This is a genomic window from Streptomyces cavernicola (assembly GCF_029968035.1).
Classification (GTDB): Bacteria; Actinomycetota; Actinomycetes; order Streptomycetales; family Streptomycetaceae; genus Streptomyces; species Streptomyces cavernicola.
The window spans coordinates 236,248-255,208 of the sequence record NZ_JASCIQ010000005.1; the positions used below are offsets into that span (position 1 = coordinate 236,248).

An 18,961-nucleotide genomic window follows, 5' to 3' on the forward strand; every position below is an offset into this window, starting at 1 on the left:
GCAGGCGGGCGTCACTCCCCCAGGAGCCGGGCCGTACGGGCGTCGAGTTCCTCCCGGACGATGCGGGCGTGCTCAGCCCGCGCTTTGTAGCGGGCATGCCCCAGCCGGGCCTTGTCCTCCTCGGCCCGCACCTCGGCCGCGTACCGCCGGACCTCGTGGTCGATGGAGGAGACCTGGCGCTGCACGTCCTGGTCCTCCAGGTGGATGCGCTGGTTGGCCTCGCGCCGCTCGGCCAGCCTGCGGTCGTACTCGGACGGGCCGCTCATCAGCTTGGCGAGGACCGGCATGGCGTCGACGAGAAGCAGCACGGCGTGCAGCAGAAACATCATGAAGAGCGCGAAACCGTCGGACCAGGCCACCGTGGACAGCGCATCCGCGCGCAGCAGCAGTCCGTCGTGCTGCTGCGACTGCTTCCGCTCGGCGACCTTCGCGTTGATCGCCTTCTTGACGTCCGCGCGGTAGGCGGTGCCGGTGTCGACCAGCCGCTCGGACAGGACGTTTCCCTCGGCGACGAGTTCGGCACGCTTCGCCTCGTACGCGTCGACCTTGCTCGTCCGCTGGTAGGCGTTCGTGTCGTCGCGGGCACGCTCGCAGGTCTCGGTGGTGTCCCAGCCGTTGCCGCGCCAGATCCAGCGGCTCTTGGCGCACTCGCGGCGCTCCGTGGCCAACTTCTTGTCGAGAGCGTCGTCGTAGGTCTTGATCTGCTCGTCGAGGCGGTCCACGGCGGCGGCGTTGTCGGCGATGTCCTCCTTGATCGAGGCCGGCGCGCCCTTCACCGTCAGATGGAAGTCGCCGCACTCCGCGCGGTTCGTGGTGTCCTTGCCGTCGGGAGGATTGCAGGCGGTGAGACTGCCCCTGAAGTCGGCGAGGTCGCGCTCCCTGGCGACTGCCATCTCCTGGCGTATCTCCCGGTCGAAGATCTGGAACAGCAGCGGCTCGGCGATGGTGAGCCCGAGCACCAGGGAGAGGAACAGGCGCGGCACCAGCATGCGGATGGCCCGTCCACCCGTGTAGCCATGGGTGCTGGAGACCAGCCAGCTGTCCAGGGCCAGCACGATCCACGCCCAGACGAAACCGACGGCGATCGCCACCACGACCGGCGTGCCCTCCCGGACGGTGCCGATCGCCAAGGCCATGGAGGCCCCGCCCAGCAGCGCGGTGTTGAGGACGATGGCGCCGTACCAGGTGTAGCGGGCGCGCTCGGCGTGCTCGCGGTCGAGGATCTCCTCGCGTACGCCGATCAGCCGGCGCAGCAGCACAGCGAGACTGCGACCGCCCCGGCGGCCGACTGCGGAACGGTGGACGGGGCCGGTCTCGGCCGCCCACGCGTCGTGACTCTGCTCGGGCGGGCGGACAGGGGTGTCAGCGGCCACGCTCCTCCCTCCCCGCTTCACCGAGGTCGTCGTCTGCGATCAGGCGGTCGGCAGCCCCGTCGTCGGCGGCGCGGCCGGCGTCGTCGTACCCGTCGCCGACCCGTTCATCGTGCTGCTCGCCCCCGCGCGGGTCAGCGGGGCGCCGAGCGCTCGGCGCCGTGTGCTCCCGGCCGTGCTCCTCCGCGGTCTCCGCCTCCTGCTCCTTCTCGTACGACCTGCCCTCGCCCTCCTCCAGCTGCGGGCTCTCGGCGTCGGTCACCTGCCGGGCGACGGTGCGCGGCTCCTCGTCGATGAGGCCCTGGCCGGAGCTGAGGCGCTCGACGAAGGCACGGGCGTCGAGCGGCGCGTTGTCGAGCAGGCCGCGGTTGATCATCTGGCGGCCCAGCTCCTGGTTGACGCTGTCGCGCCGGTCGGCCCGGTGGCGACGCTCTTCCCTGTCGGCCAACTCGTCCTCACGCTGGTCGGCGCGTCGGCGCAGCCGGTCCTGGCGTTCCTCGGCCCGCCGTTCGCGCTTCTCCTCCCGTTCGGCCTCCAACGCGGCACGACGGTCCTGGCGGTCGATCTCCTGGTGCCGGTCGTCCCGCTCCAGGCTGTAACGGATTTCCTCCCGTTCGGCCTGACGCCGCCGCTCGGCGTACTCCCAGTGCCGCTCCTCGTCCTCCCGCTGCCGCTCGCGCCGCACCCGGTCGGCCTCGCGCTGCCGGTCGGACAGCTCCGTGTAGGAGATCTCCCCTCTGCTCCGGGCGAGGATGTCGGCGTTGTCCGCGTCGGTGCCGAAGTCGTCCAGATCCTTGAGCGCCTCGGTGCGGGAGAACTCGTTCTCCTTGCGCTTGAGGTCGTGGCTGTAGTGCTGGTCCTCGGCGTCGGTCCGCTGCGCGTACCTTCGCTTCAACTCCTCCAGTTCCTGCTCGTGCTGCAGCTCCAGCGCCTTGCGCTCGTGCTCCATCCGCTCGCGCTCGCGGCGGACCGCCTCCTTCACGCGGTCCTGCTCGGCCTCGCGCCGCTCCTCGTCGGCGCGGCGCTGCTGTGCGGCGAACTCCTCCGGGGTGAGGACCGTCAGGTACGGGGTGCCGACGGCGAGCCCGGCGATCCGCGGCGGTTGCATCTCGAGGTACGAGATCAGGCGGGCGGTGAGCCGCCGGGACACCTGCTTGCCCTGGTCGAGCGGCCATTCCTGGGTGACCTCGGTGAGTCCGGGCAGCGCCCGCAGGTAGCCGAGCAGCCGGGACTCCACATCGGTGACGCCCTCCCGGACGACGGCCACCGGGTCGGTGACGGTGCACGGGAAGGCGACCTGGACGGTGAAGCCGTCGGTCTCGGCGGACGGCACGTCGGTGCCGACGGTGACGGGCACCTCGGTACGGCAGTCGACGACCGTGACGGAGCCGGCGTTCAGGACCGCCTCGTCCGCGGGCCCGCGGACACCGTGGTCCGTGAGGTACTGGTCACCGGTGCGGTAGACGAGCACCTGGTGGGCCGCGACCCGGGGCAGCTCGTCGTCGGCACGGGTCGGCCGGTTCCAGAAGCGGCGACCGGTTCGGGGCGCGGGGGCGAGCACGCGCTCCTCGACCAGGGGATAGGTCCTGCGGATCGTGGTCATCGTGGGTGACCGTCCTTCACACGGTTCAGGGCGCCGATCAGGGTCGCGACGCAGTCGGGTTCCGTGGCGCGAGCGGGACGAGAGACCGCGAGTCGGCCCAACTCGTCGGCCAGCAGTGGATGTTCAGCCTGCGGGAGCACGGCGACGAGGGCATGGCCCAGTCGCGCGGCCGCTGTGGTGGGGTCGGAGGTCACGGCAGGCAGGGCGCGAACCGTGACGAGCAGGGCGGACAGGGCGTCCCGGCGCAGCGGCCGGTAGCGGAGCATCGCCGCCCACAACTCGGCGACGACCTCGGCCTCTGCGGGCCGGTCGGCGATGTAGCGGGCGACGGCGGGGCGGCCGGAGAGCCGCTCGGTGGCGGTGAAGACGTACAAGGCGGTTTCGAGGGCAAGGAGGCCCGTCGCCGAGTAGGCGGCGGACCGGGTGCGCTGTTCCTTCCGGATCCGGTACGCCAGGGCGTCGAGCACGATGCCGGCGTCCTCCTGACAGTCGACGAGCGTCAGGAACAGCTGCGCCCATGCGTGCAGGCCGGCTTCGCGCTCCTCCTGCTTGTCGAGCACCCCGCTCCGGAGCACCGCCCAGAGCCATTTCACCGCGTCGGTGGGGAAGGTGGCGCCGAGCTGCCCGCTGAACGCCACGAGCGCGGTGCCCCGCAAGGCGGGGTGGGTGGACTGCGCCCAGGTGCGGACCAGCGTGAGCGCGGCGGCCGCCTGTGTCTCCTCCAGGCACATGAACCACAGCACGTACGCCGCGACGGTCTGCCCGGTCAGGCCGTGCTCCCCGCGCGCCCACGGGTCGAGGTAGCTCTGCACGACCTCGTCGAAGGCGATGTGGCCCAGCAGCGTGAGCCCGGAGGCGATGGAGAGCTGCAGGGCGGGGTCGTGGTCGGCGTCGACGACGAGACCCAGCCATTCGCGGACCGCGTCCCAGTATTCCGTGGGGTGGTAGCGCCACAGCGCCTGCAGCACCCAGCGGCGCAGCTCGGCGTCGGCGAAGACCATCACCTCGCGGGTGGTCGCCCCGTAGACCTGCATCTCGGTCTCGATCAGGGAGTTGCGGGCGAGCGAGCGGCGCCGGTCCACCGGACGGGCTCGACGTGGCTGCCGCCGGTCCTGTCCGTCGGCAGCCGCGGACTGACCCGCGGCGTCAGGGACCGAGGCGCCGGAAGGCGGCGGCACGGCCTCCGACGCGAAGTACACGGGTTCGAGGAGCCGCTCCAGGACGTCCTGGAGCGATTCAAAGGCACGCCTCCCGATACCGGGCGCGAAAGCGAGCGTGGTGACCTCGGCGATCTCTCGCAGACTCCGCTCCTCGTCGACGTCGAACCACTCCCGGACCGCCTGCGGCGCACCGCCGGTGTGCTCCTTCCACACCTGGTCGGGGTCGGCGCCCGCCGCGATCCGCTGCGCCGCATCGGCGACGACCGCGATCGGACAGCCGGGTGGCATCCCGGTGACGGCCCGCTCGACGGTGTCCTGCGGGGTGCGGGCCTGGACCAGCCGGGCCCGCACCACCTTGTCCAGGGCCGGGGGCCGCCAGCGCAGATGGCGTACCGCCTCCGGGGCGCGCCCGGTGACGCCGTGCACGGTCGTGATCACCAAGTGGGCGCCGTGGCGGCGCAGTTGGTCGCGGACCCGGCGCCAGTCGAAGTCCGCAGAGGGCCCGGCTACGCCCTCCGCGGCCCCTGCGCTCCCGGTCCGGTCGAGGACGACGTAGCCGACGCTTGCTTCGAAGGTGCGCTCGGCCAGCTGGTCGAGACCGATGTCGGGCGAGAGCACCACGTAGTCGGCGGTGGGTCCGACCGTCTCGCGGAGCAGGGCGACCGCGCCGGAGCGTTTGCCTGTGCCCTGTGGGCCGGTCAGCACGACGACGCCGGTACGGGACAACTCGCGGGCCGCGTCGTCGAAGCAGTCGGGGCGAATGTACGAGCGCAGCAGCGTGTCGATCTCGTCGCCCTCCAGCAGGCCGGTGGCGCGGGCCCGCCCTGCGCGCTCGGTGGCGGTGGCGATGCCGAAGTGGGCACGGTCGTGGTACTGGGGGCCGTAGAAGTTGTTGTAGACGCGGCTGTCACCGTCGGACGGAGACGGAGACGGAGACGGAGACGGAGACGGAGACGGAGACGGAGACGGAGACGCAGGCCCAGGCGCAGGCGCAGGTGCAGGCCCAGGCGCAGGTGCGGGCGCGGGCGCGGGCGCAGCCGCAGATTCTTCGGGTTCCGAGCGGGAGTCGGAGGTGCTGTTCGGCTCTCCGGTCGACTGTCGGGCCTCGCCGGGCACTCCGTCCCCTGCCCCTTCCCCGCTTCCGTGACTCTCCGCCGGCCGATCTGTGGCTCTCACGTGTGCACCCCCATCTCCTCGCCCGCTCAGGTCACTTGGAGATGCCGAAGACGACGTTCCCGTTGATGACGGTTCCGTACAGGTTGTTGGTGGCCGAGTCGCCTCCACGCGCGGGAGGCCCGGCCTGCGCCGCGGTCCCACCGGAGTTCGCAGGGGAGCCGGCTCCGGCGCCCGGGGCGGAATCGCCCAGGTCAAGGCCGTGGACGTCGTACCCCGGCACCCACAGCCAGGCCCGGCCCCGGTACTCCTTCTTCTCGACGACGACCTCGCGGAATTCCTCCGGCCGGAAGTTGGTGTAGCCCTGGGCGACGAGCTCGGTGAAGACCGGCGTGGTCAGCGCGACGGCGAGCGGGGCGTCCGGGGCCGCGACGAGGGCCCGACGCAGCGGGTCGCTCTCCAGAATGCGGGAGACCTCGACCGGCCCAGGGCCCACGAAGCCGTTGGGAGCCTCGGAGGCCGGACCGAAGTGCACGGCGGCGCGCAGCGCGAGCCGCGCGCCGGGCACGCGGTCGCGGTTGTGCGCGCGCAGCCCGGCGTCCAAGCGGCGCATGAACGGCTCGACAAGCGCCTGTTCGTCGGATCCGGTCGGCAGCACAGCGAACTCGGAGTCCCCGGCGGCCTGCCGTACCCAGGAGGCACGGTCGAGCCCGGCCGCCTCGGCCGCCTCGGAGAGCAGCCGGGGCAACACGGTCTGGATCTCGCGCTGTCGCGCGGTGTCCGCGCTGCCGTATCCACGCGCGTCAACGGCCAGCAGAAGCCGCCTGTCGAACACGCCCATCGCTCCTACGGACATCCCGTCCTCCTCGTCCGGCCCATCGGGAAGGACAGCATGCCGCACCGTCAACTCACTGACGAATCAGCCGAGTTACTCGGTGAAAGGCGATTCGGCACGCTGCTCCCGGACCGCTGCCCACCCCCGTGGAGCAGCGGTCGCCCTGCCAGTCGTACCTCCGAAACGGGTGCCCGCACCCCGTGGAAGTACGGGATCTCGCCAAGTCGCTCAATCCCGTAGAAGTGGCTGGTCCGCCCGGCGCGACGGCGGCTCAATGGAAGCCCGTCCGAGTCGTGGAGGTTCCGTGACATCCACCCCGCCCACCCCGTCAACGGCGGCGTCCGCCCCCGCCGGGGGTGCGCCCGCCCGCGCATCGCACACCATGCTGCCCCTCCTGCAGACGACGCACCAGCACGCCGACGCCAAAGCCGGCATCCTCGCCGCCGTGCAAGCGGCACTGGTGGGAACAGCGGGTTCATGGAGCGAAGCGGCGTACGACAGCTGGCGGCGCGGCGGGCTGTCCGGCTGGACGATGGGAGTGCTGCTCGTCTTCTTCGCCTGCGGCTTCTTCGGTGGTACCGCCTCGCTCGCGCTGGCGCTCCGGCCGCGCGTCTGGCGGCCCGCCCTCCCCAACGACTACAGCTTCGTCTCGCTCGCCGCCGCTTCGAACCCGTCGTCGGTCGCCGCGGCCACGGCCACGCCCGCACCGCCCGCACCGCCCGACGAGGACGAGCGGCAGCGGCGCGCGATGATCCGCTTCCTTTCCGACGTGGCCCTGCGGAAGTACCGCTGCGTGACAGCAGCCGTCGCCTGCACCGCCGTGATGGGAACCGCCGCCGGGCTCTGCCTGTTGCTACAGCCGATCGTCGACTGACCCCCTGCGCGGGCGCGGGGCGGGCGGCACCACGGGCTCGGCAAGCTCGGCCACGCGGGCGAGCCGGGCGAGGTCGTGCACGGTGGTCGTGCGGTATCCGGTGCCGAGCAGCCCCTCGTCCCGCAGCTCGCGCAACCCCTTGTGCACGGTGGTCTCCGCGGCCCCGGTGAGCGCGGCGAGCTCGGGCTGGGTGAGCTGAAAGCCGATCACATACCCACCGCCCGGCTCGGGTCGCCCGCACGCGACGGTCAACTCCACCAGGAGCCGGGCGAGGCGCACCTTGACCGTGTAGCCCCGAAAGTCCAGGCGCCGCCGATTCGCCCAGCGCAGCCGGTCGGCCACGATCCGGGTCAGCGCCATCGCCACCTCGGGCCGCCGCATCATGAGCCCGTGCAGGGCCTCAGGCCCGATCACCCGCGCCTGCAACGGCCCACAGGCCACCACCCCGGCCGACCGTGGCGCCCCGTCCAACGCGGCCATCTCGCCCACGGTGTCACCCCCGACCCGGACGGCGAGCAGCGACTCCTGCCCGTTCTCCACAGTCGCGGTGACCTTGGCGAACCCGCTGAGAATCACGTACAGATGGCGATCCGCGGCCCCCTCGGTGAGCAGCACGTCCCCGGACTCGAACGTCAACTCCAAGCCCAGCCCCAGCAGTTCGGCCCGAGCAGGAGCGGACAGCACCCCGAGCAGACTCCGATCCGGCCATCCCCACTCCCGCCGCGCCCCACCCACGCCCGCACCCCCACATCTCGACCCGCCCAGGCTAGGCCCCCGTACGAATACACCCACGGCCGGCCAGCCGTCCGACCGTCGCGCCGCCATGCCTGCATCACCCCCCAAGAGAACCGAGCACTTGACGCGTCAACAAGCCCTACGACAACCAGAGTTGAGCCACACTCTGAAGCCGCCGAGTTCCGGCACGGAGCAACGTCACGCTCATGGAGAAGGGCCAACCGTCAGCCTCACTCTGTCGCCGCGAGGCCTTCAAGAAACGCCTGCGCGACGGGCGAGACGTTGAAGCCGCTCCACGCCAGATACTCGACGCGGGTGGGGCCGCTGGTGACCGGGATGGTGCGGAGTTCGTCGCTGTCGGGGATCACAGCGGGTGACAGCAACGCGATCACGAGATTGTTCTTCACGAGACTCAGCATGAGGTCGGTGCTCATCGCCTCGAACGCCACTTCGCGATGTAGGCCGGCGGCACGGAACGCCAGGTCCGAGGGAGCCCGTCCTGGAGTCCCTTCCGGGAAGTCGACGAATGCCTCATCGACCAGGTCCTCGAGCCGCAACCTGCGTCGCGCGGCGAGAGCGTGGTCGGCAGATACGACGGCGGCGAGCCGCTCGCGTGCCAGGACGCGCGTGTTCACGTTCTTCGGCGTCATCGTGTCGGGGAGCCCGAGCACAGCCACGTCCATGCTGCCGTCGGCGATGGCCGCGATGAACTCGTCACTGCCGCCGCCGCGCAGCCTGATCCGCACTGCAGGGTGCTTGCGGTGGAACGCTCCGAGCGCAGCCGGAATGTCGATCGCGGTCACCGTGGGAATCACACCGATGGTCAGGGTGCCACGAATTTCGCCGGCTGCCGCGGCGGCATCTGACACAGCTCGCTCGGCAGCGTCGAGACTCACGCGAGCCGCGGCGAGGAACGCCTCGCCGGCGGCGGTCACCTCGACGCGGCGACTCGTACGAGCAAAGAGCACGACTCCCAACTCGCGCTCCAGGCCCTTGATCTGATGGCTGAGCGCGGACTGCACCACATGGCACCGCTCGGCGGCACGGGTGAAGCTGCGCTCCTCCGCGACCGCCACGGCGTATCGCATCTGCTGAAGATCCATCGATCCATGCTCTCGGTTCATCATTGGAATGACAACAATGTGTTGGACTCATACAAGCGGGCGACTGACGATGGACCCATGACCACGACCACGCCCCCGCCACCTGCACTTCCGGCATCAATGGTCACGCCGCCGACGACGTCCGGGCGCATCGGCTTGACGTCGTTGACCGCGATCGCCCCGGCCGTATGGGGCACGACCTACATCGTCACCACGCACCTGCTGCCCGAGGGGCACCCCTTGTTCGCGGCGCTGATGCGCTCGCTGCCGGCCGGCGTGGTCGCCCTGCTCATCGCGCGTCGGCTGCCGAGGGGGTCGTGGTGGTGGAAGAGCCTGGTGCTCGGCACACTCAACATGGCCGCGTTCTTCCCGCTGTTGTTCCTCGCAGCCCAGCACCTACCCGGCGGTGTCGCTGCCACGCTGGGTGCGTCGCAGCCGATCGTCGTGGCGTTCCTCGCCGTCGCGATCCTGCACGAGAAGCTCTCCATCTGGCGGGCCACCTGGGGCGTCATCGGAATGCTCGGCGTAGCTCTCGTCGTACTCGGCCCCAGAGCCGGACTTGATCCCATCGGCATCCTCGCGGGCCTGGGCGGCGCCGCGTCGATGGGCACCGGTGTCGTACTCACCAAGAAGTGGGGCCGACCCGCTGGAGTCTCCGCGATCGGGCTCGCCGGATGGCAACTCACCGCCGCCGGACTCGTCTTGCTCATCCCTGCCATGCTCATCGACGGAATCCCCCGCGACATCGACGGCCCGGCAGTCGCCGGGTACATGTGGCTGGGCGTGCTCGGAGCACTGCTGACCTACAGCCTGTGGTTCTCCGGCATCCGGCGGCTTCCCGTCACCGCGACAGCCCTGCTCGGGCTGCTGTCTCCGCTGGTGGCCGCGGTTCTCGGCGCGGTCATCGCGGATGAGGCACTCACGTTCATCCAACTCATCGGCTTCGCCGTCGCGCTCGCTGCGATGGTCGCCGGTCAGCTCACCTCACCGAAGAAGAAAGCACGGATCCACCCATGAGAATCGCCATCATCGGAGCCACCGGCATGGCCGGTAGCGCTATCGCCACAGAAGCCCTGGACCGGGGACACCACGTCACCGCGCTCTCCCGACGTCCAAGAGCCGACGCCGGCATCGACCGGCTGAGCGCACGGGCCTTGGACATCGAGGACACCGCGTCATTGCCACCGGTACTCGCCGAAGTCGATGCGGCCGTCCTGACGATCCGACTCGCCCCCGGCGAAGAATCCCGCCTCGCCTCCCTCACACGAGGGTTTCTCGATGCCGCCGAGCAGCACGGCACACCCGTACTCATCGTCGGAGGCGCCGCGCCGCTGCGCTCCCCGAACGATCCCGATCGGCTCCTGATCGACGACCCGAGCTACGTGCCCGAGGCCTGGAAATCGATCGCTCAGGCCAGCCTCGACCAGTTCAACGGTTGCCAGGAGCACCGCTACAACGGATGGGTCTACTTGAGCCCGCCCGCCATCCTCGAACCGGGCGAGCGCACTGGTCGCTACCGGCGCGGAACGACCAGACTGCTCACCGACGAGAACGGCATCTCCCGGATCACCGCACCCGACCTCGCCATCGCCGTCGTCGACGAAGTCGAAAGCCCGACCGGCGACAAGCACTTCACCGTCACAGCCCGGACGTCAGACCGGACCTCGACTACACGTTGAAGCGGAACTCCACCACATCCCCGTCCTGCATCACATACTCCTTGCCCTCCATGCGCGCCTTGCCGGCCGCGCGGGCGTCGGCCACCGAGCCGGTTTCGACGAGGTCGGCGAAGGAGATGACCTCGGCCTTGATGAAGCCCTTCTGGAAGTCGGTGTGGATCACACCGGCCGCCTCGGGGGCCGTCGCGCCCTTCTGGATGGTCCAGGCGCGGGCTTCCTTGGGGCCGGCCGTGAGGTACGTCTGGAGGCCCAGGGTGTCGAAGCCGACGCGGGCCAGGGTCGCGAGGCCCGGCTCCTCGGCGCCGACGGACTCCAGGAGCTCCATCGCGTCCGCCTCGTCCAGCTCGGCGAGGTCCGCCTCCAGCTTGGCGTTGAGGAAGATCGCCTCGGCCGGGGCGACCAGGGCGCGCTGCTCCTCCTTGAACGCCTCGTCGGTCAGCTCGTCCTCGTCGACGTTGAAGACGTACAGGAACGGCTTGGTGGTGAGGAGGTGCAGGTCGTGCAGCAGCTCCTCGTTGTCACCGCCGTTGACGATGCCCGCCGAGAAGAGCGTCTTGCCGGTCTCGAGGATCTCCTTGGCCTCCTCGACCGCCTTGACCTTCGGGGCGATGTCCTTCTTGATGCGCGACTCCTTCTGGAGGCGCGGCAGGACCTTCTCGATGGTCTGCAGGTCGGCGAGGATCAGCTCGGTGTTGATCGTCTCGATGTCGCTCTTCGGCGAGACCTTGCCGTCGACGTGGACGACGTTCTCGTCCTGGAAGGCGCGGATGACCTGGCAGATCGCGTCGGACTCGCGGATGTTCGCGAGGAACTTGTTGCCGAGGCCCTCGCCCTCACTCGCGCCGCGCACGATGCCCGCGATGTCGACGAAGTCGACCGTCGCCGGGAGGATCTTCTGCGAGCCGAAGATCTCCGCCAGCTTGTCGAGGCGGGCGTCGGGGACGCCGACGACGCCGACGTTGGGCTCGATGGTGGCGAACGGGTAGTTGGCCGCCAGCACGTCGTTCTTGGTCAGGGCGTTGAACAGGGTCGACTTGCCGACATTGGGCAGACCGACGATTCCGATCGTGAGCGACACGTTGCGACTTCCCGTACGTGAGGGTCTTGTGGAGGACCCGATGGCTGCCGGGCCGATCCACCAGTCTACGGCGCAACGCAAGCCCCGCCGTCGCCCGCCCGGGAGCCCGGTGGCCGGGGCCCGTCGAACGCAGGGCCAAGGTGCGCCAAAACGCGTGTCCAAGGGCGGATTTCCGGGCGCGGCCGACCTAGGTTGGAGCGGTGGAGCAACACAGGACGCGACCGGCCAGGGACAGAGCGCGACGAACCGCCCCCCTCCCGCCGCAGGCCGGCGGGCCGCCCGCCCGTCCGCGGCCCGTGAGCGGGGACGGCAGGAGCGACGGCAAGGGCGGCACGGTCTACCGGGCCGCGTCCCGGCCCCGCCTCCCCGGTCGCCTACCCGGTCGTCTCCCGGCCCGTGTTCCCGGCCGCGGCGCCGGCGGTCCGCCGGTCGTCCGCGGCGTACGGGCGGTGGTGCGCGCCGTGCGCAAGTTCGTGTCCGCGGTGCGCGCACTGCCCAACCCGCGTCTCACCGGGCTCGGCAGCGGGCTGTTCTGCACCTTGGTGATGGTGCTCATCGCCTGCCTCGACCGGCTCCTTTTCGGCGGCTCCGCACTCGCGTACGGGCTGCTGTTCCTGCCGGTCAGCGCGCTGACCGCGGTGTGGGTGCGGCCGGCGGACCTGGTCACGGCGCCGGTGGCGGTGCCGATCGCGTTCGCCGTCGGGATGCTGCCGATCTCGGGCGGCGCGGACGGGTTCGTCGGCCAGGTCATGGGCCTGTTCACGGCGCTCGCGATGCACGCGGGCTGGCTGTACGGCGGCACGCTGATCGCCGGGCTGATCGCGTCCGTACGCAAGATCCGGCTCATGGCGCGGAAGCGTGCGTTGCGCGCGAGCGCGGGCGCGGGCGCGGGCCGCGGCCGGTCGCCGCAGCAGCGCCGGATGCCCGCCCAGCACTCCTGACGCCCCGGGCCGACGGCACCGGCCCCATGAGGCGCCGCCGGGCAGCGGCCTAACCGGCAGCACGCTCCGCCGCCGCCATCGCGGCGCCCACGATCCCCGCGTTGTTCTGCAGCTCCGCGGGGACGATCTCCGCCTTGACGCCCTTGATCAGGGGCAGGAACTTGTGCGCCTTACGGCTGACTCCGCCGCCGATGACGAACAGCTCCGGCGAGAACAGCATCTCCACGTGCACGAGGTACTTCTGCACTCTGCGGGCCCAGTGCTCCCAGCTGAGGTCCTCGTCCTCGCGGGCCTTCGTGGAGGCTCTCTTCTCCGCGTCGTGGCCGTGCAGCTCCAGGTGGCCCAGCTCCGTGTTGGGGACGAGCACGCCGTCGACGAAGAGGGCGCTGCCGATGCCCGTGCCGAGCGTGAGCATCAGGACCGTGCCCTTGCGGCCGCGGCCCGCGCCGAACCGCATCTCGGCCACACCCGCGGCGTCCGCGTCGTTGAGGACGGTGACCGAGCCGCAGCCGGTGCGCTCGCCGAGCAGCGCGCCGGCGTCGACGTCGATCCAGCTCTTGTCCACGTTGGCGGCCGTACGGACCGCGCTGGCGCCGGTGACGACTCCGGGGAACGTGACCCCTATCGGGCCCGACCAGCCGAAGTGGCCGATGACCTGCTTGACGCCGTCGGCCACCGCGTCGGGCGTCGCCGGATGCGGGGTGAGGACCTTGTGCCGGGGCTCGCTGAGCTCGCCCCGGTCCAGGTCGACCGGGGCGCCTTTGATGCCGGATCCGCCGATGTCCACGCCGAAGATCTGCATGGACTCCACGTTACGACGCGGAACTGACAGTCACGACGCAGACGTACGAGGCCGGCCCCCGACCTCGTACGACCGCTTTCCCGTCCGGAACCGCTCCGGAACCGCTCAGGACTCCGTCGTACGCCCCGTGCGCTCCTCGATCAGGGCGGCGGCCTCGGCGCGGAGGTCGCGGCGGAGCTCCTTCGGCAGGGAGAACGTGAGGGACTCCTCGGCGGTCTTCACGATCTCCACGTCCCCGTACCCCTTCTCCGAGAGCCAGGCCAGGACCTCCTCGACGAGGACGTCCGGGACCGAGGCGCCGGAGGAGACGCCGACCGTGCCGACGCCATCCAGCCAGGTCTCGTCGATCTCGCTGGCGAAGTCGACCAGGTACGCGGCGGGGCAGCCGGCCTGCTTGGCGACGTCCACCATGCGCTGGGAGTTGGAGGAGTTCTTGGAGCCGACCACGATGACCAGGTCCGACTGCTGGGCCAGCTCCTTGATGGCGGTCTGGCGGTTCTGCGTGGCGTAGCAGATGTCGTCCGACGGCGGGGAGATCAGGTTCGGGAACTTCTCCTTGAGGGCATCGACCGTCTCCATCGTCTCGTCGACGGAGAGCGTGGTCTGGGAGAGCCAGACGACGCGGGACTCGTCGCGCACCTCGACGTTCGCGACGTCCTCGGGGCCGTCGACGAGCGTGATGTGGTCGGGGGCCTCGCCGGAGGTGCCGATGACCTCCTCGTGGCCCTCGTGGCCGATGAGGAGGATGTCGTAGTCGTCGTTGGCGAAGCGGACCGCTTCCTTGTGGACCTTGGTGACCAGGGGGCAGGTCGCGTCGATGGTGGCGAGGCTGCCCTGGCGGGCCTCCTCGTGCACGGAGGGGGCGACGCCGTGGGCGGAGAACATCACGATGTTGCCCGGCGGGACCTCCGTGGCCTGGTCGACGAAGATCGCGCCCTTCTTCTCCAGGGTCTGCACCACGTATTTGTTGTGCACGATCTCGTGCCGGACATAGACCGGGGCCCCGTACTGCTCCAGGGCCTTCTCGACGGCGATCACGGCGCGGTCCACGCCCGCGCAGTAGCCGCGCGGGGCGGCAAGCAGGACGCGGCGGGCTTGGGTCTGTGCAGTCATGCCCCCATCGTAAGGGCGCTTCCGGCGCGTCAGAGATCCACACCTTGGGGAGACTGGAGCGATCGGGTCCGCACCGGGCGGGCGGGGTCAGAGAGGCGCGCGATGTCGGGTGACGGCGGCAGCACCACGGAGGAGCCGGCGGCGGCCGGCACGGACACCCATGTGGGGCTGCGGCGCAGCCTCGGCTTCAAGGACCTGGTGGTCTACGGGCTGCTCTTCATCGCCCCCATGGCACCGGTCGGCGTCTTCGGCACCCTCGACGCCAAGTCGCACGGCGCGGTCGCCCTCGTCTATCTCGTCGCCACCGTCGCGATGGCGTTCACCGCTTACAGCTACGCGCAGATGGTCCAGGTGGTCCCCCAGGCGGGCTCGGTCTTCGCCTACGCGCGCGTGGCGCTCGGTCAGGGGCCCGGTTTCATCGCGGGCTGGATGGCGATGCTGGACTATCTGCTGATCCCCGCGGTGGCCTATCTGTTCTCCGGGATCGCGATGCACGCTCTTGTGCCGTCGGTCTCCCAGTGGGTGTGGACGGCGCTCGCCGTGGTGATCACCACCGCGCTCAATCTGTGGGGCGTACGGGCCGCCGCGCGGGTGGGCTTCGCCGTCCTTGCGATGGAGATCGTCGTCCTCCTGGTGTTCATCGTCTCGGCCGTGGTGGTGCTCGTACGGGACGGGGCCGAGCGGGGCTGGCTGTCGCCGATCACCGGGGACGGCACGTTCGCGGTGAGCGCGATCCTGGGGGCGGTGTCGATCGCCGTCCTGTCGTACCTGGGATTCGATGCGATCGCATCGTTCGCGGAGGAGGTCACCGGGGGCTCGGCGAAGGTCGCACGCGCGGTGCTGTTCTGCCTGGCGCTCGCCGGTTTCCTGTTCGTGGCGCAGACCTATCTGGTGGCCCTCCTCGAACCGGTGTCGTCGGCGGAGCTCGCGGCCGAGCCGGGCAAGCAGGGCTCCGCGTTCTACGACGCCGTGGACGCCTCGGTCGGCACCTGGCTGCACGATCTGGTGGCCGTGAGCAAGGCGGTCGGCGCGGCGTTCGCGGCGCTGGCCGGGCAGGCGGCGGCCGGGCGTCTGGTCTTCGCGATGGCCCGCGAGCGGCGGCTGCCGAAGGTGCTCTCGCGTACGGACTCGGGGGTTCCGCGGGTGGCGATCGGGGTGGCCGCGGTGATCACGCTGGTGGCCGCGGTGTGGGCGGCGCGGCGTGACGACGGCATGGACCACCTGGTGTCGGTGGTCGACATCGGTGCTCTGGTGGCGTTCACGCTGCTGCACGCGTCCGTGGTGGCGTGGTTCGCGGTGCGCGGGCAGGGGGGTGCGGTGAGCTGGTGGCGGCACGTGCTGATTCCGGGGGTCGGGGCGGTGATCACGGTCGCGGTGATCGTGGAGGCTTCTGCGACCGCGCAGGTGGTGGGGGCTGTGTGGTTCGGGGTGGGGCTTGTCGTGCTGTTCGCTCAGCGCGGGCGGCTGGGGGTTGCGTAGCGGGCCTGAACGCCGGAGGGGCTGAATTCACGTGCCTCGACAGGGGCGCGGGGAACTGCGCGACCGGCGACGCCGGGGTGTCAGTGGGGGCGGCTACGCTCGCCCCATGGCTCTCAACACCTCCCCCGAAGCCCCCCTGCCCGTGGGCGAGGTCTCGCGGCTCATCGGGGGGTGGATCGATCGGCTCGGCGCGGTGTGGGTCGAGGGGCAGATCACGCAGTTGAACCGCCGCCCCGGCGCCGGGGTGGTGTTTCTGACGCTGCGTGACCCGTCGTACGACATCTCGGTGAGCGTGACCTGCTACCGCCAGGTGTTCGACGCAGTGGCGGACGTCGTGTCCGAGGGTGCGCGCGTGGTGGTCCTCGCGAAGCCGGAGTGGTACGCGCCGCGGGGGCAGCTGTCGCTGCGGGCCGCCGAGATCAAGCCGGTCGGCGTGGGCGAACTGCTCGCGCGGCTCGAGCAGTTGAAGAAGTCGCTGGCGAGCGAGGGGCTGTTCGCGGCCGAGCGGAAGAAGCCGTTGCCGTTTCTGCCGCAGCTGATCGGGCTCGTGTGCGGGCGGGCGTCGGCCGCCGAGCGGGACGTGCTCGAGAACGCGCGGCACCGCTGGCCCGCCGTCCGCTTCGAGGTGCGCAACGTCCCGGTGCAGGGCGTGCACGCCGTGCCGCAGGTCGTGCAGGCGGTCAAGGAGTTGGACGCGATGGACGCCGTGGACGTGATCGTCGTCGCGCGCGGCGGCGGCAGCGTGGAGGATCTACTTCCGTTCTCCGACGAGCAGTTGGTGCGCGCGGTCGCCGCGTGCCGTACGCCGGTGGTGTCCGCGATCGGGCACGAGCCGGACTCGCCGCTGCTCGACCTGGTCGCCGACCTGCGCGCCTCGACGCCGACGGACGCGGCGAAGAAGGTCGTGCCGGACGTGGGCGAGGAGTACGACCGGGTGCGGCTGCTGCAGGAGCGGGCCAGGCGCGCGGTGGGCATACACCTGGACCGTGAGGAGCGCGGGCTCGACGTCGCGATGTCCCGCCCCTCGATGGCGCACCCGCACCGGATGATCGAGGAGCGCGAGGAGCAGGTCACGGCCCTCCTGGACCGCGGCCGCCGCACCCTCGGGCACCTGCTCGACCGCGCCGACTCGGAGCTGACGCACACGCACGCGCGCGTGGTGGCCCTCTCCCCCGCGGCCACGCTCCAGCGGGGGTACGCGGTGCTGCAGCGCCAGGACGGCCACGTGGTCCGGGACCCGGGCGAGGTCGAGCCGGGCGACGTGCTGCGGGCCCGTGTCTCGGGCGGGGAGTTCAGGGTCGCGGTGAGCGAGAGCGAGGCGTCGGAGCCGGAGCCGGACTCCGGCGAGCAGCGTTAGCACGGCCGCAACATCGTCTTCGTATCGGAAATCTAGGGTGGAGCACATGAGCAGTACGGGTACCGAGACCGCGGCCGAGAGCCCGCTCGGCTACGAGCACGCGCGGGACGAACTGATCGACGTGGTGCGGCGCCTGGAGGCCGGCGGCACGTCGCTCGAGGAGTCGCTCGCCCTGTGGGAGCGGGGCGAGGAGCTGGCGAAGGTGTGCCGGCGCTGGCTCGACGGCGCTCGGGCCCGCCTTGACGCGGCGCTCGCGGAGCGGGGCGAGGGGGACGGGGACGAGGGGCAGGAGTAGAGAGCAGGCGGCTCCCGTGATTGTGAGGCCGATCACGAGCGCCTCGTTTTGGTTGAAACTTAAACCTGTCTGGGCGTAGTGTCATCACTGCAAGCGCTCCACGATCCTCTTGTGAAGAAGGTTGACCGCATGTCCCTCGCCCTCGACGCCGCCGCCCAGGACCTCCTCTTCCGCGAGGCCCGCACCGCCAACACCTTCACCGACGAGCCGGTGACCGAGGAGCAGGTGCAGGCCATCTACGACCTGGTCAAGTACGGTCCGACCGCTTTCAACAACTCGCCCCTGCGCGTGACCCTGGTCCGCTCCCCCGAGGCCCGTGAGCGCCTCGTGAAGCACATGGCCGAGGGCAACCAGCCGAAGACCGCCGCCGCCCCGCTGGTCGCGATCCTCTCCGTGGACAACGAGTTCCACGACGAGCTGCCGAAGCTGTTCCCGCACTTCCCGGCCGCCAAGGACGCCTTCTTCTCGGAGCGCCCGGTGCGCGAGCAGGCCGCGGTCCTGAACGGCGCCCTGCAGGCCGGTTACTTCATCATCGGCGTGCGTGCCGCGGGTCTGGCCGCCGGCCCGATGACCGGTCTCGACTTCGCCGGCGTCCAGAAGGAGTTCCTGGACGACGACCACACCCCGCTGATGGTCGTGAACATCGGCAAGCCCGGCGAGGACGCCTGGTTCCCGCGCTCCCCGCGCCTGGGCTTCGACGAGGTCGTCACCACCGTCTGAGTCGTTCGCGCTCGCATCGCGAAGATGCCCCCGGCCTGCGGGCCGGGGGCATCTTCGCGTCTGCGGTCACTTCACGTGGCTGCGGTCACTTCAGGGAGCCGGCCACCCGCGCGAGGGTCTCGAAGGAGGCGGAGCCGGTGACGACCGTCGTCGCGCCCTTCTCGGTGCGGACGAGCGCGTCATAGGTCTCGCCCTCGTAGCGCGTCCAGGCAGAGCCGTCGATCCGCTCGGTGCGGCCCGTCTGCTCGGCGCCGCGGGTGACCTGGTCGACGAAGACGGGGGCCCTCTCGGTGGACTGCTCTACGGCGAAGTAGCCGCCGTTGTCGGAGTGGAAGCCCAGGTGCCAGTGGTCCCGCTCGTCGGCCTTGAAGCGGACCGAGGTCGCCCGCCAGTCCTTGTCCAGGCCCTCGGGCGCGAGGACCGGGTAGGCGGCCGCGCGCTTGGCCGTCGCCAGCTCGACGTCGTAGCTCACCGTCTGCACGGGGCTCTGGGATTCGTCGTGCGGGATGAAGATGTAGATGAACGCCACGACTGCGCCGATCACCGCGAGGGACAGCACCATGTCCCGGATCGTCTTGGTGCCTCTCATACCTGCCACGTCCCCCATCGTCGCAGGTGCACCGTCCGCTCATGCGTGGGGGCCACTGCTCAATTTGTCGGGCTCCGGATAGAGTGCGAACCACACCCTCACCGGCCGCCCACCC

Annotated in this window: 18 protein-coding genes; 8 read left to right on the forward strand and 10 right to left on the reverse strand. The window is 70.8% G+C overall.

All coding sequences use genetic code 11. The annotated features are described in order from the left end of the window. Nucleotides 1-11: 11 nt before the first annotated feature. The 4 genes from QIS96_RS07195 to QIS96_RS07210 form a co-directional block, all read right to left on the reverse strand. On the reverse strand, nt 12-1,373 hold the full coding sequence (locus QIS96_RS07195; protein ID WP_282541552.1) for a DUF4407 domain-containing protein: 1,362 nt from the start codon (nt 1,371-1,373) through the stop codon (nt 12-14). Next, nucleotides 1,363-2,973: a hypothetical protein gene (locus QIS96_RS07200; RefSeq protein WP_282541553.1), complete on the reverse strand. Its 1,611-nt coding sequence runs from the start codon at nt 2,971-2,973 to the stop codon at nt 1,363-1,365. Before QIS96_RS07200 ends, QIS96_RS07195 begins: the two co-directional genes overlap by 11 nt. Continuing rightward, nucleotides 2,970-4,838 (reverse strand): hypothetical protein, encoded by a 1,869-nt coding sequence (locus QIS96_RS07205; protein WP_282541554.1) that lies wholly within the window; start codon nt 4,836-4,838, stop codon nt 2,970-2,972. The genes QIS96_RS07200 and QIS96_RS07205 overlap by 4 nt, the downstream gene beginning before the upstream one ends. 502 nt (nt 4,839-5,340) lie before the next feature. Beyond that, entirely contained in the window at nt 5,341-6,102 is a 762-nt protein-coding gene (locus QIS96_RS07210) for a hypothetical protein (RefSeq protein ID WP_282541555.1), read from the reverse strand. 283 nt (nt 6,103-6,385) lie between these two features. On the opposite strand from QIS96_RS07210, the gene QIS96_RS07215 reads away from it, so the two are divergent. Further along, a complete protein-coding gene (locus QIS96_RS07215; RefSeq protein WP_282541556.1) occupies nt 6,386-6,955 on the forward strand; it encodes a Pycsar system effector family protein in 570 nt (189 codons plus the stop codon). On the opposite strand, the gene QIS96_RS07220 is transcribed toward QIS96_RS07215, so the two are convergent. Both QIS96_RS07220 and QIS96_RS07225 read right to left on the reverse strand, forming a co-directional pair. Beyond that, the gene (locus QIS96_RS07220) at nt 6,935-7,639 is read right to left on the reverse strand and encodes a Crp/Fnr family transcriptional regulator (RefSeq protein ID WP_282541557.1); all 705 of its coding nucleotides are present in this window, start codon (nt 7,637-7,639) and stop codon (nt 6,935-6,937) included. The genes QIS96_RS07215 and QIS96_RS07220 overlap by 21 nt on opposite strands. 281 nt (nt 7,640-7,920) lie before the next feature. Beyond that, nucleotides 7,921-8,793 (reverse strand): LysR substrate-binding domain-containing protein, encoded by an 873-nt coding sequence (locus QIS96_RS07225; protein ID WP_282541558.1) that lies wholly within the window; start codon nt 8,791-8,793, stop codon nt 7,921-7,923. A 78-nt stretch (nt 8,794-8,871) separates the two neighbouring features. On the opposite strand from QIS96_RS07225, the gene QIS96_RS07230 reads away from it, so the two are divergent. After that, nucleotides 8,872-9,810 carry an EamA family transporter gene (locus QIS96_RS07230; protein ID WP_408907137.1) on the forward strand — a complete coding sequence of 313 codons (939 nt, stop codon included), beginning with the start codon at nt 8,872-8,874 and terminating at the stop codon, nt 9,808-9,810. Further along, complete coding sequence (locus QIS96_RS07235; RefSeq protein WP_282541559.1) at nt 9,807-10,472, forward strand: NAD(P)-dependent oxidoreductase; 666 nt, start codon at nt 9,807-9,809, stop codon at nt 10,470-10,472. The genes QIS96_RS07230 and QIS96_RS07235 overlap by 4 nt, the downstream gene beginning before the upstream one ends. Here the strand turns inward: QIS96_RS07235 and ychF are convergent. Continuing rightward, on the reverse strand, nt 10,462-11,550 hold the full coding sequence (gene ychF, locus QIS96_RS07240; RefSeq protein ID WP_282541560.1) for a redox-regulated ATPase YchF: 1,089 nt from the start codon (nt 11,548-11,550) through the stop codon (nt 10,462-10,464). The two genes, QIS96_RS07235 and ychF, sit on opposite strands and share 11 nt — an antisense overlap. A 461-nt stretch (nt 11,551-12,011) precedes the next feature. Between ychF and QIS96_RS07245 the strand changes: the two genes are divergently transcribed. After that, the gene (locus QIS96_RS07245; RefSeq protein ID WP_408907138.1) at nt 12,012-12,491 is read left to right on the forward strand and encodes a DUF6542 domain-containing protein; all 480 of its coding nucleotides are present in this window, start codon (nt 12,012-12,014) and stop codon (nt 12,489-12,491) included. A gap of 49 nt (nt 12,492-12,540) precedes the next feature. Here the strand turns inward: QIS96_RS07245 and ppgK are convergent, their stop codons facing one another. Both ppgK and QIS96_RS07255 read right to left on the reverse strand, forming a co-directional pair. Beyond that, nucleotides 12,541-13,293, reverse strand: coding sequence for a polyphosphate--glucose phosphotransferase (ppgK, locus tag QIS96_RS07250; RefSeq protein ID WP_282541561.1), 753 nt, complete (start codon nt 13,291-13,293; stop codon nt 12,541-12,543). A 105-nt stretch (nt 13,294-13,398) separates the two neighbouring features. Beyond that, a complete protein-coding gene (locus QIS96_RS07255) occupies nt 13,399-14,406 on the reverse strand; it encodes a 4-hydroxy-3-methylbut-2-enyl diphosphate reductase (RefSeq protein WP_282541562.1) in 1,008 nt (335 codons plus the stop codon). 102 nt (nt 14,407-14,508) lie between these two features. Between QIS96_RS07255 and QIS96_RS07260 the strand changes: the two genes are divergently transcribed. From QIS96_RS07260 to QIS96_RS07275, 4 genes are all read left to right on the forward strand, one after another. Next, nucleotides 14,509-15,885, forward strand: coding sequence for an APC family permease (locus tag QIS96_RS07260; RefSeq protein WP_282541563.1), 1,377 nt, complete (start codon nt 14,509-14,511; stop codon nt 15,883-15,885). A 106-nt stretch (nt 15,886-15,991) separates the two neighbouring features. After that, nucleotides 15,992-17,242, forward strand: coding sequence for an exodeoxyribonuclease VII large subunit (gene xseA, locus QIS96_RS07265; protein ID WP_282541564.1), 1,251 nt, complete (start codon nt 15,992-15,994; stop codon nt 17,240-17,242). Nucleotides 17,243-17,288: 46 nt separating this feature from the next. After that, on the forward strand, nt 17,289-17,537 hold the full coding sequence (locus QIS96_RS07270; RefSeq protein ID WP_282541565.1) for an exodeoxyribonuclease VII small subunit: 249 nt from the start codon (nt 17,289-17,291) through the stop codon (nt 17,535-17,537). 129 nt (nt 17,538-17,666) lie between these two features. Next, on the forward strand, nt 17,667-18,257 hold the full coding sequence (locus tag QIS96_RS07275) for a malonic semialdehyde reductase (protein WP_282541594.1): 591 nt from the start codon (nt 17,667-17,669) through the stop codon (nt 18,255-18,257). A gap of 85 nt (nt 18,258-18,342) precedes the next feature. On the opposite strand, the gene QIS96_RS07280 is transcribed toward QIS96_RS07275, so the two are convergent. Then, nucleotides 18,343-18,855: a DUF4245 domain-containing protein gene (locus QIS96_RS07280; protein ID WP_408907139.1), complete on the reverse strand. Its 513-nt coding sequence runs from the start codon at nt 18,853-18,855 to the stop codon at nt 18,343-18,345. Between the last annotated feature and the right edge of the window lie 106 nt (nt 18,856-18,961).

Coding starts and splice junctions, on each gene's coding strand:
- QIS96_RS07235 (WP_282541559.1), top strand. CDS start 9,807: ATGAGAATCGCCATCATCGGAGCCACCGGCATGGCCGGTAGCGCTATC.
- QIS96_RS07210 (WP_282541555.1), bottom strand. CDS start 6,102: ATGTCCGTAGGAGCGATGGGCGTGTTCGACAGGCGGCTTCTGCTGGCC.
- xseA (WP_282541564.1), top strand. CDS start 15,992: ATGGCTCTCAACACCTCCCCCGAAGCCCCCCTGCCCGTGGGCGAGGTC.
- QIS96_RS07225 (WP_282541558.1), bottom strand. CDS start 8,793: ATGGATCTTCAGCAGATGCGATACGCCGTGGCGGTCGCGGAGGAGCGC.
- QIS96_RS07260 (WP_282541563.1), top strand. CDS start 14,509: ATGTCGGGTGACGGCGGCAGCACCACGGAGGAGCCGGCGGCGGCCGGC.
- QIS96_RS07200 (WP_282541553.1), bottom strand. CDS start 2,973: ATGACCACGATCCGCAGGACCTATCCCCTGGTCGAGGAGCGCGTGCTC.
- QIS96_RS07230 (WP_408907137.1), top strand. CDS start 8,872: ATGACCACGACCACGCCCCCGCCACCTGCACTTCCGGCATCAATGGTC.
- ppgK (WP_282541561.1), bottom strand. CDS start 13,293: ATGCAGATCTTCGGCGTGGACATCGGCGGATCCGGCATCAAAGGCGCC.
- QIS96_RS07275 (WP_282541594.1), top strand. CDS start 17,667: ATGTCCCTCGCCCTCGACGCCGCCGCCCAGGACCTCCTCTTCCGCGAG.
- QIS96_RS07255 (WP_282541562.1), bottom strand. CDS start 14,406: ATGACTGCACAGACCCAAGCCCGCCGCGTCCTGCTTGCCGCCCCGCGC.
- QIS96_RS07270 (WP_282541565.1), top strand. CDS start 17,289: ATGAGCAGTACGGGTACCGAGACCGCGGCCGAGAGCCCGCTCGGCTAC.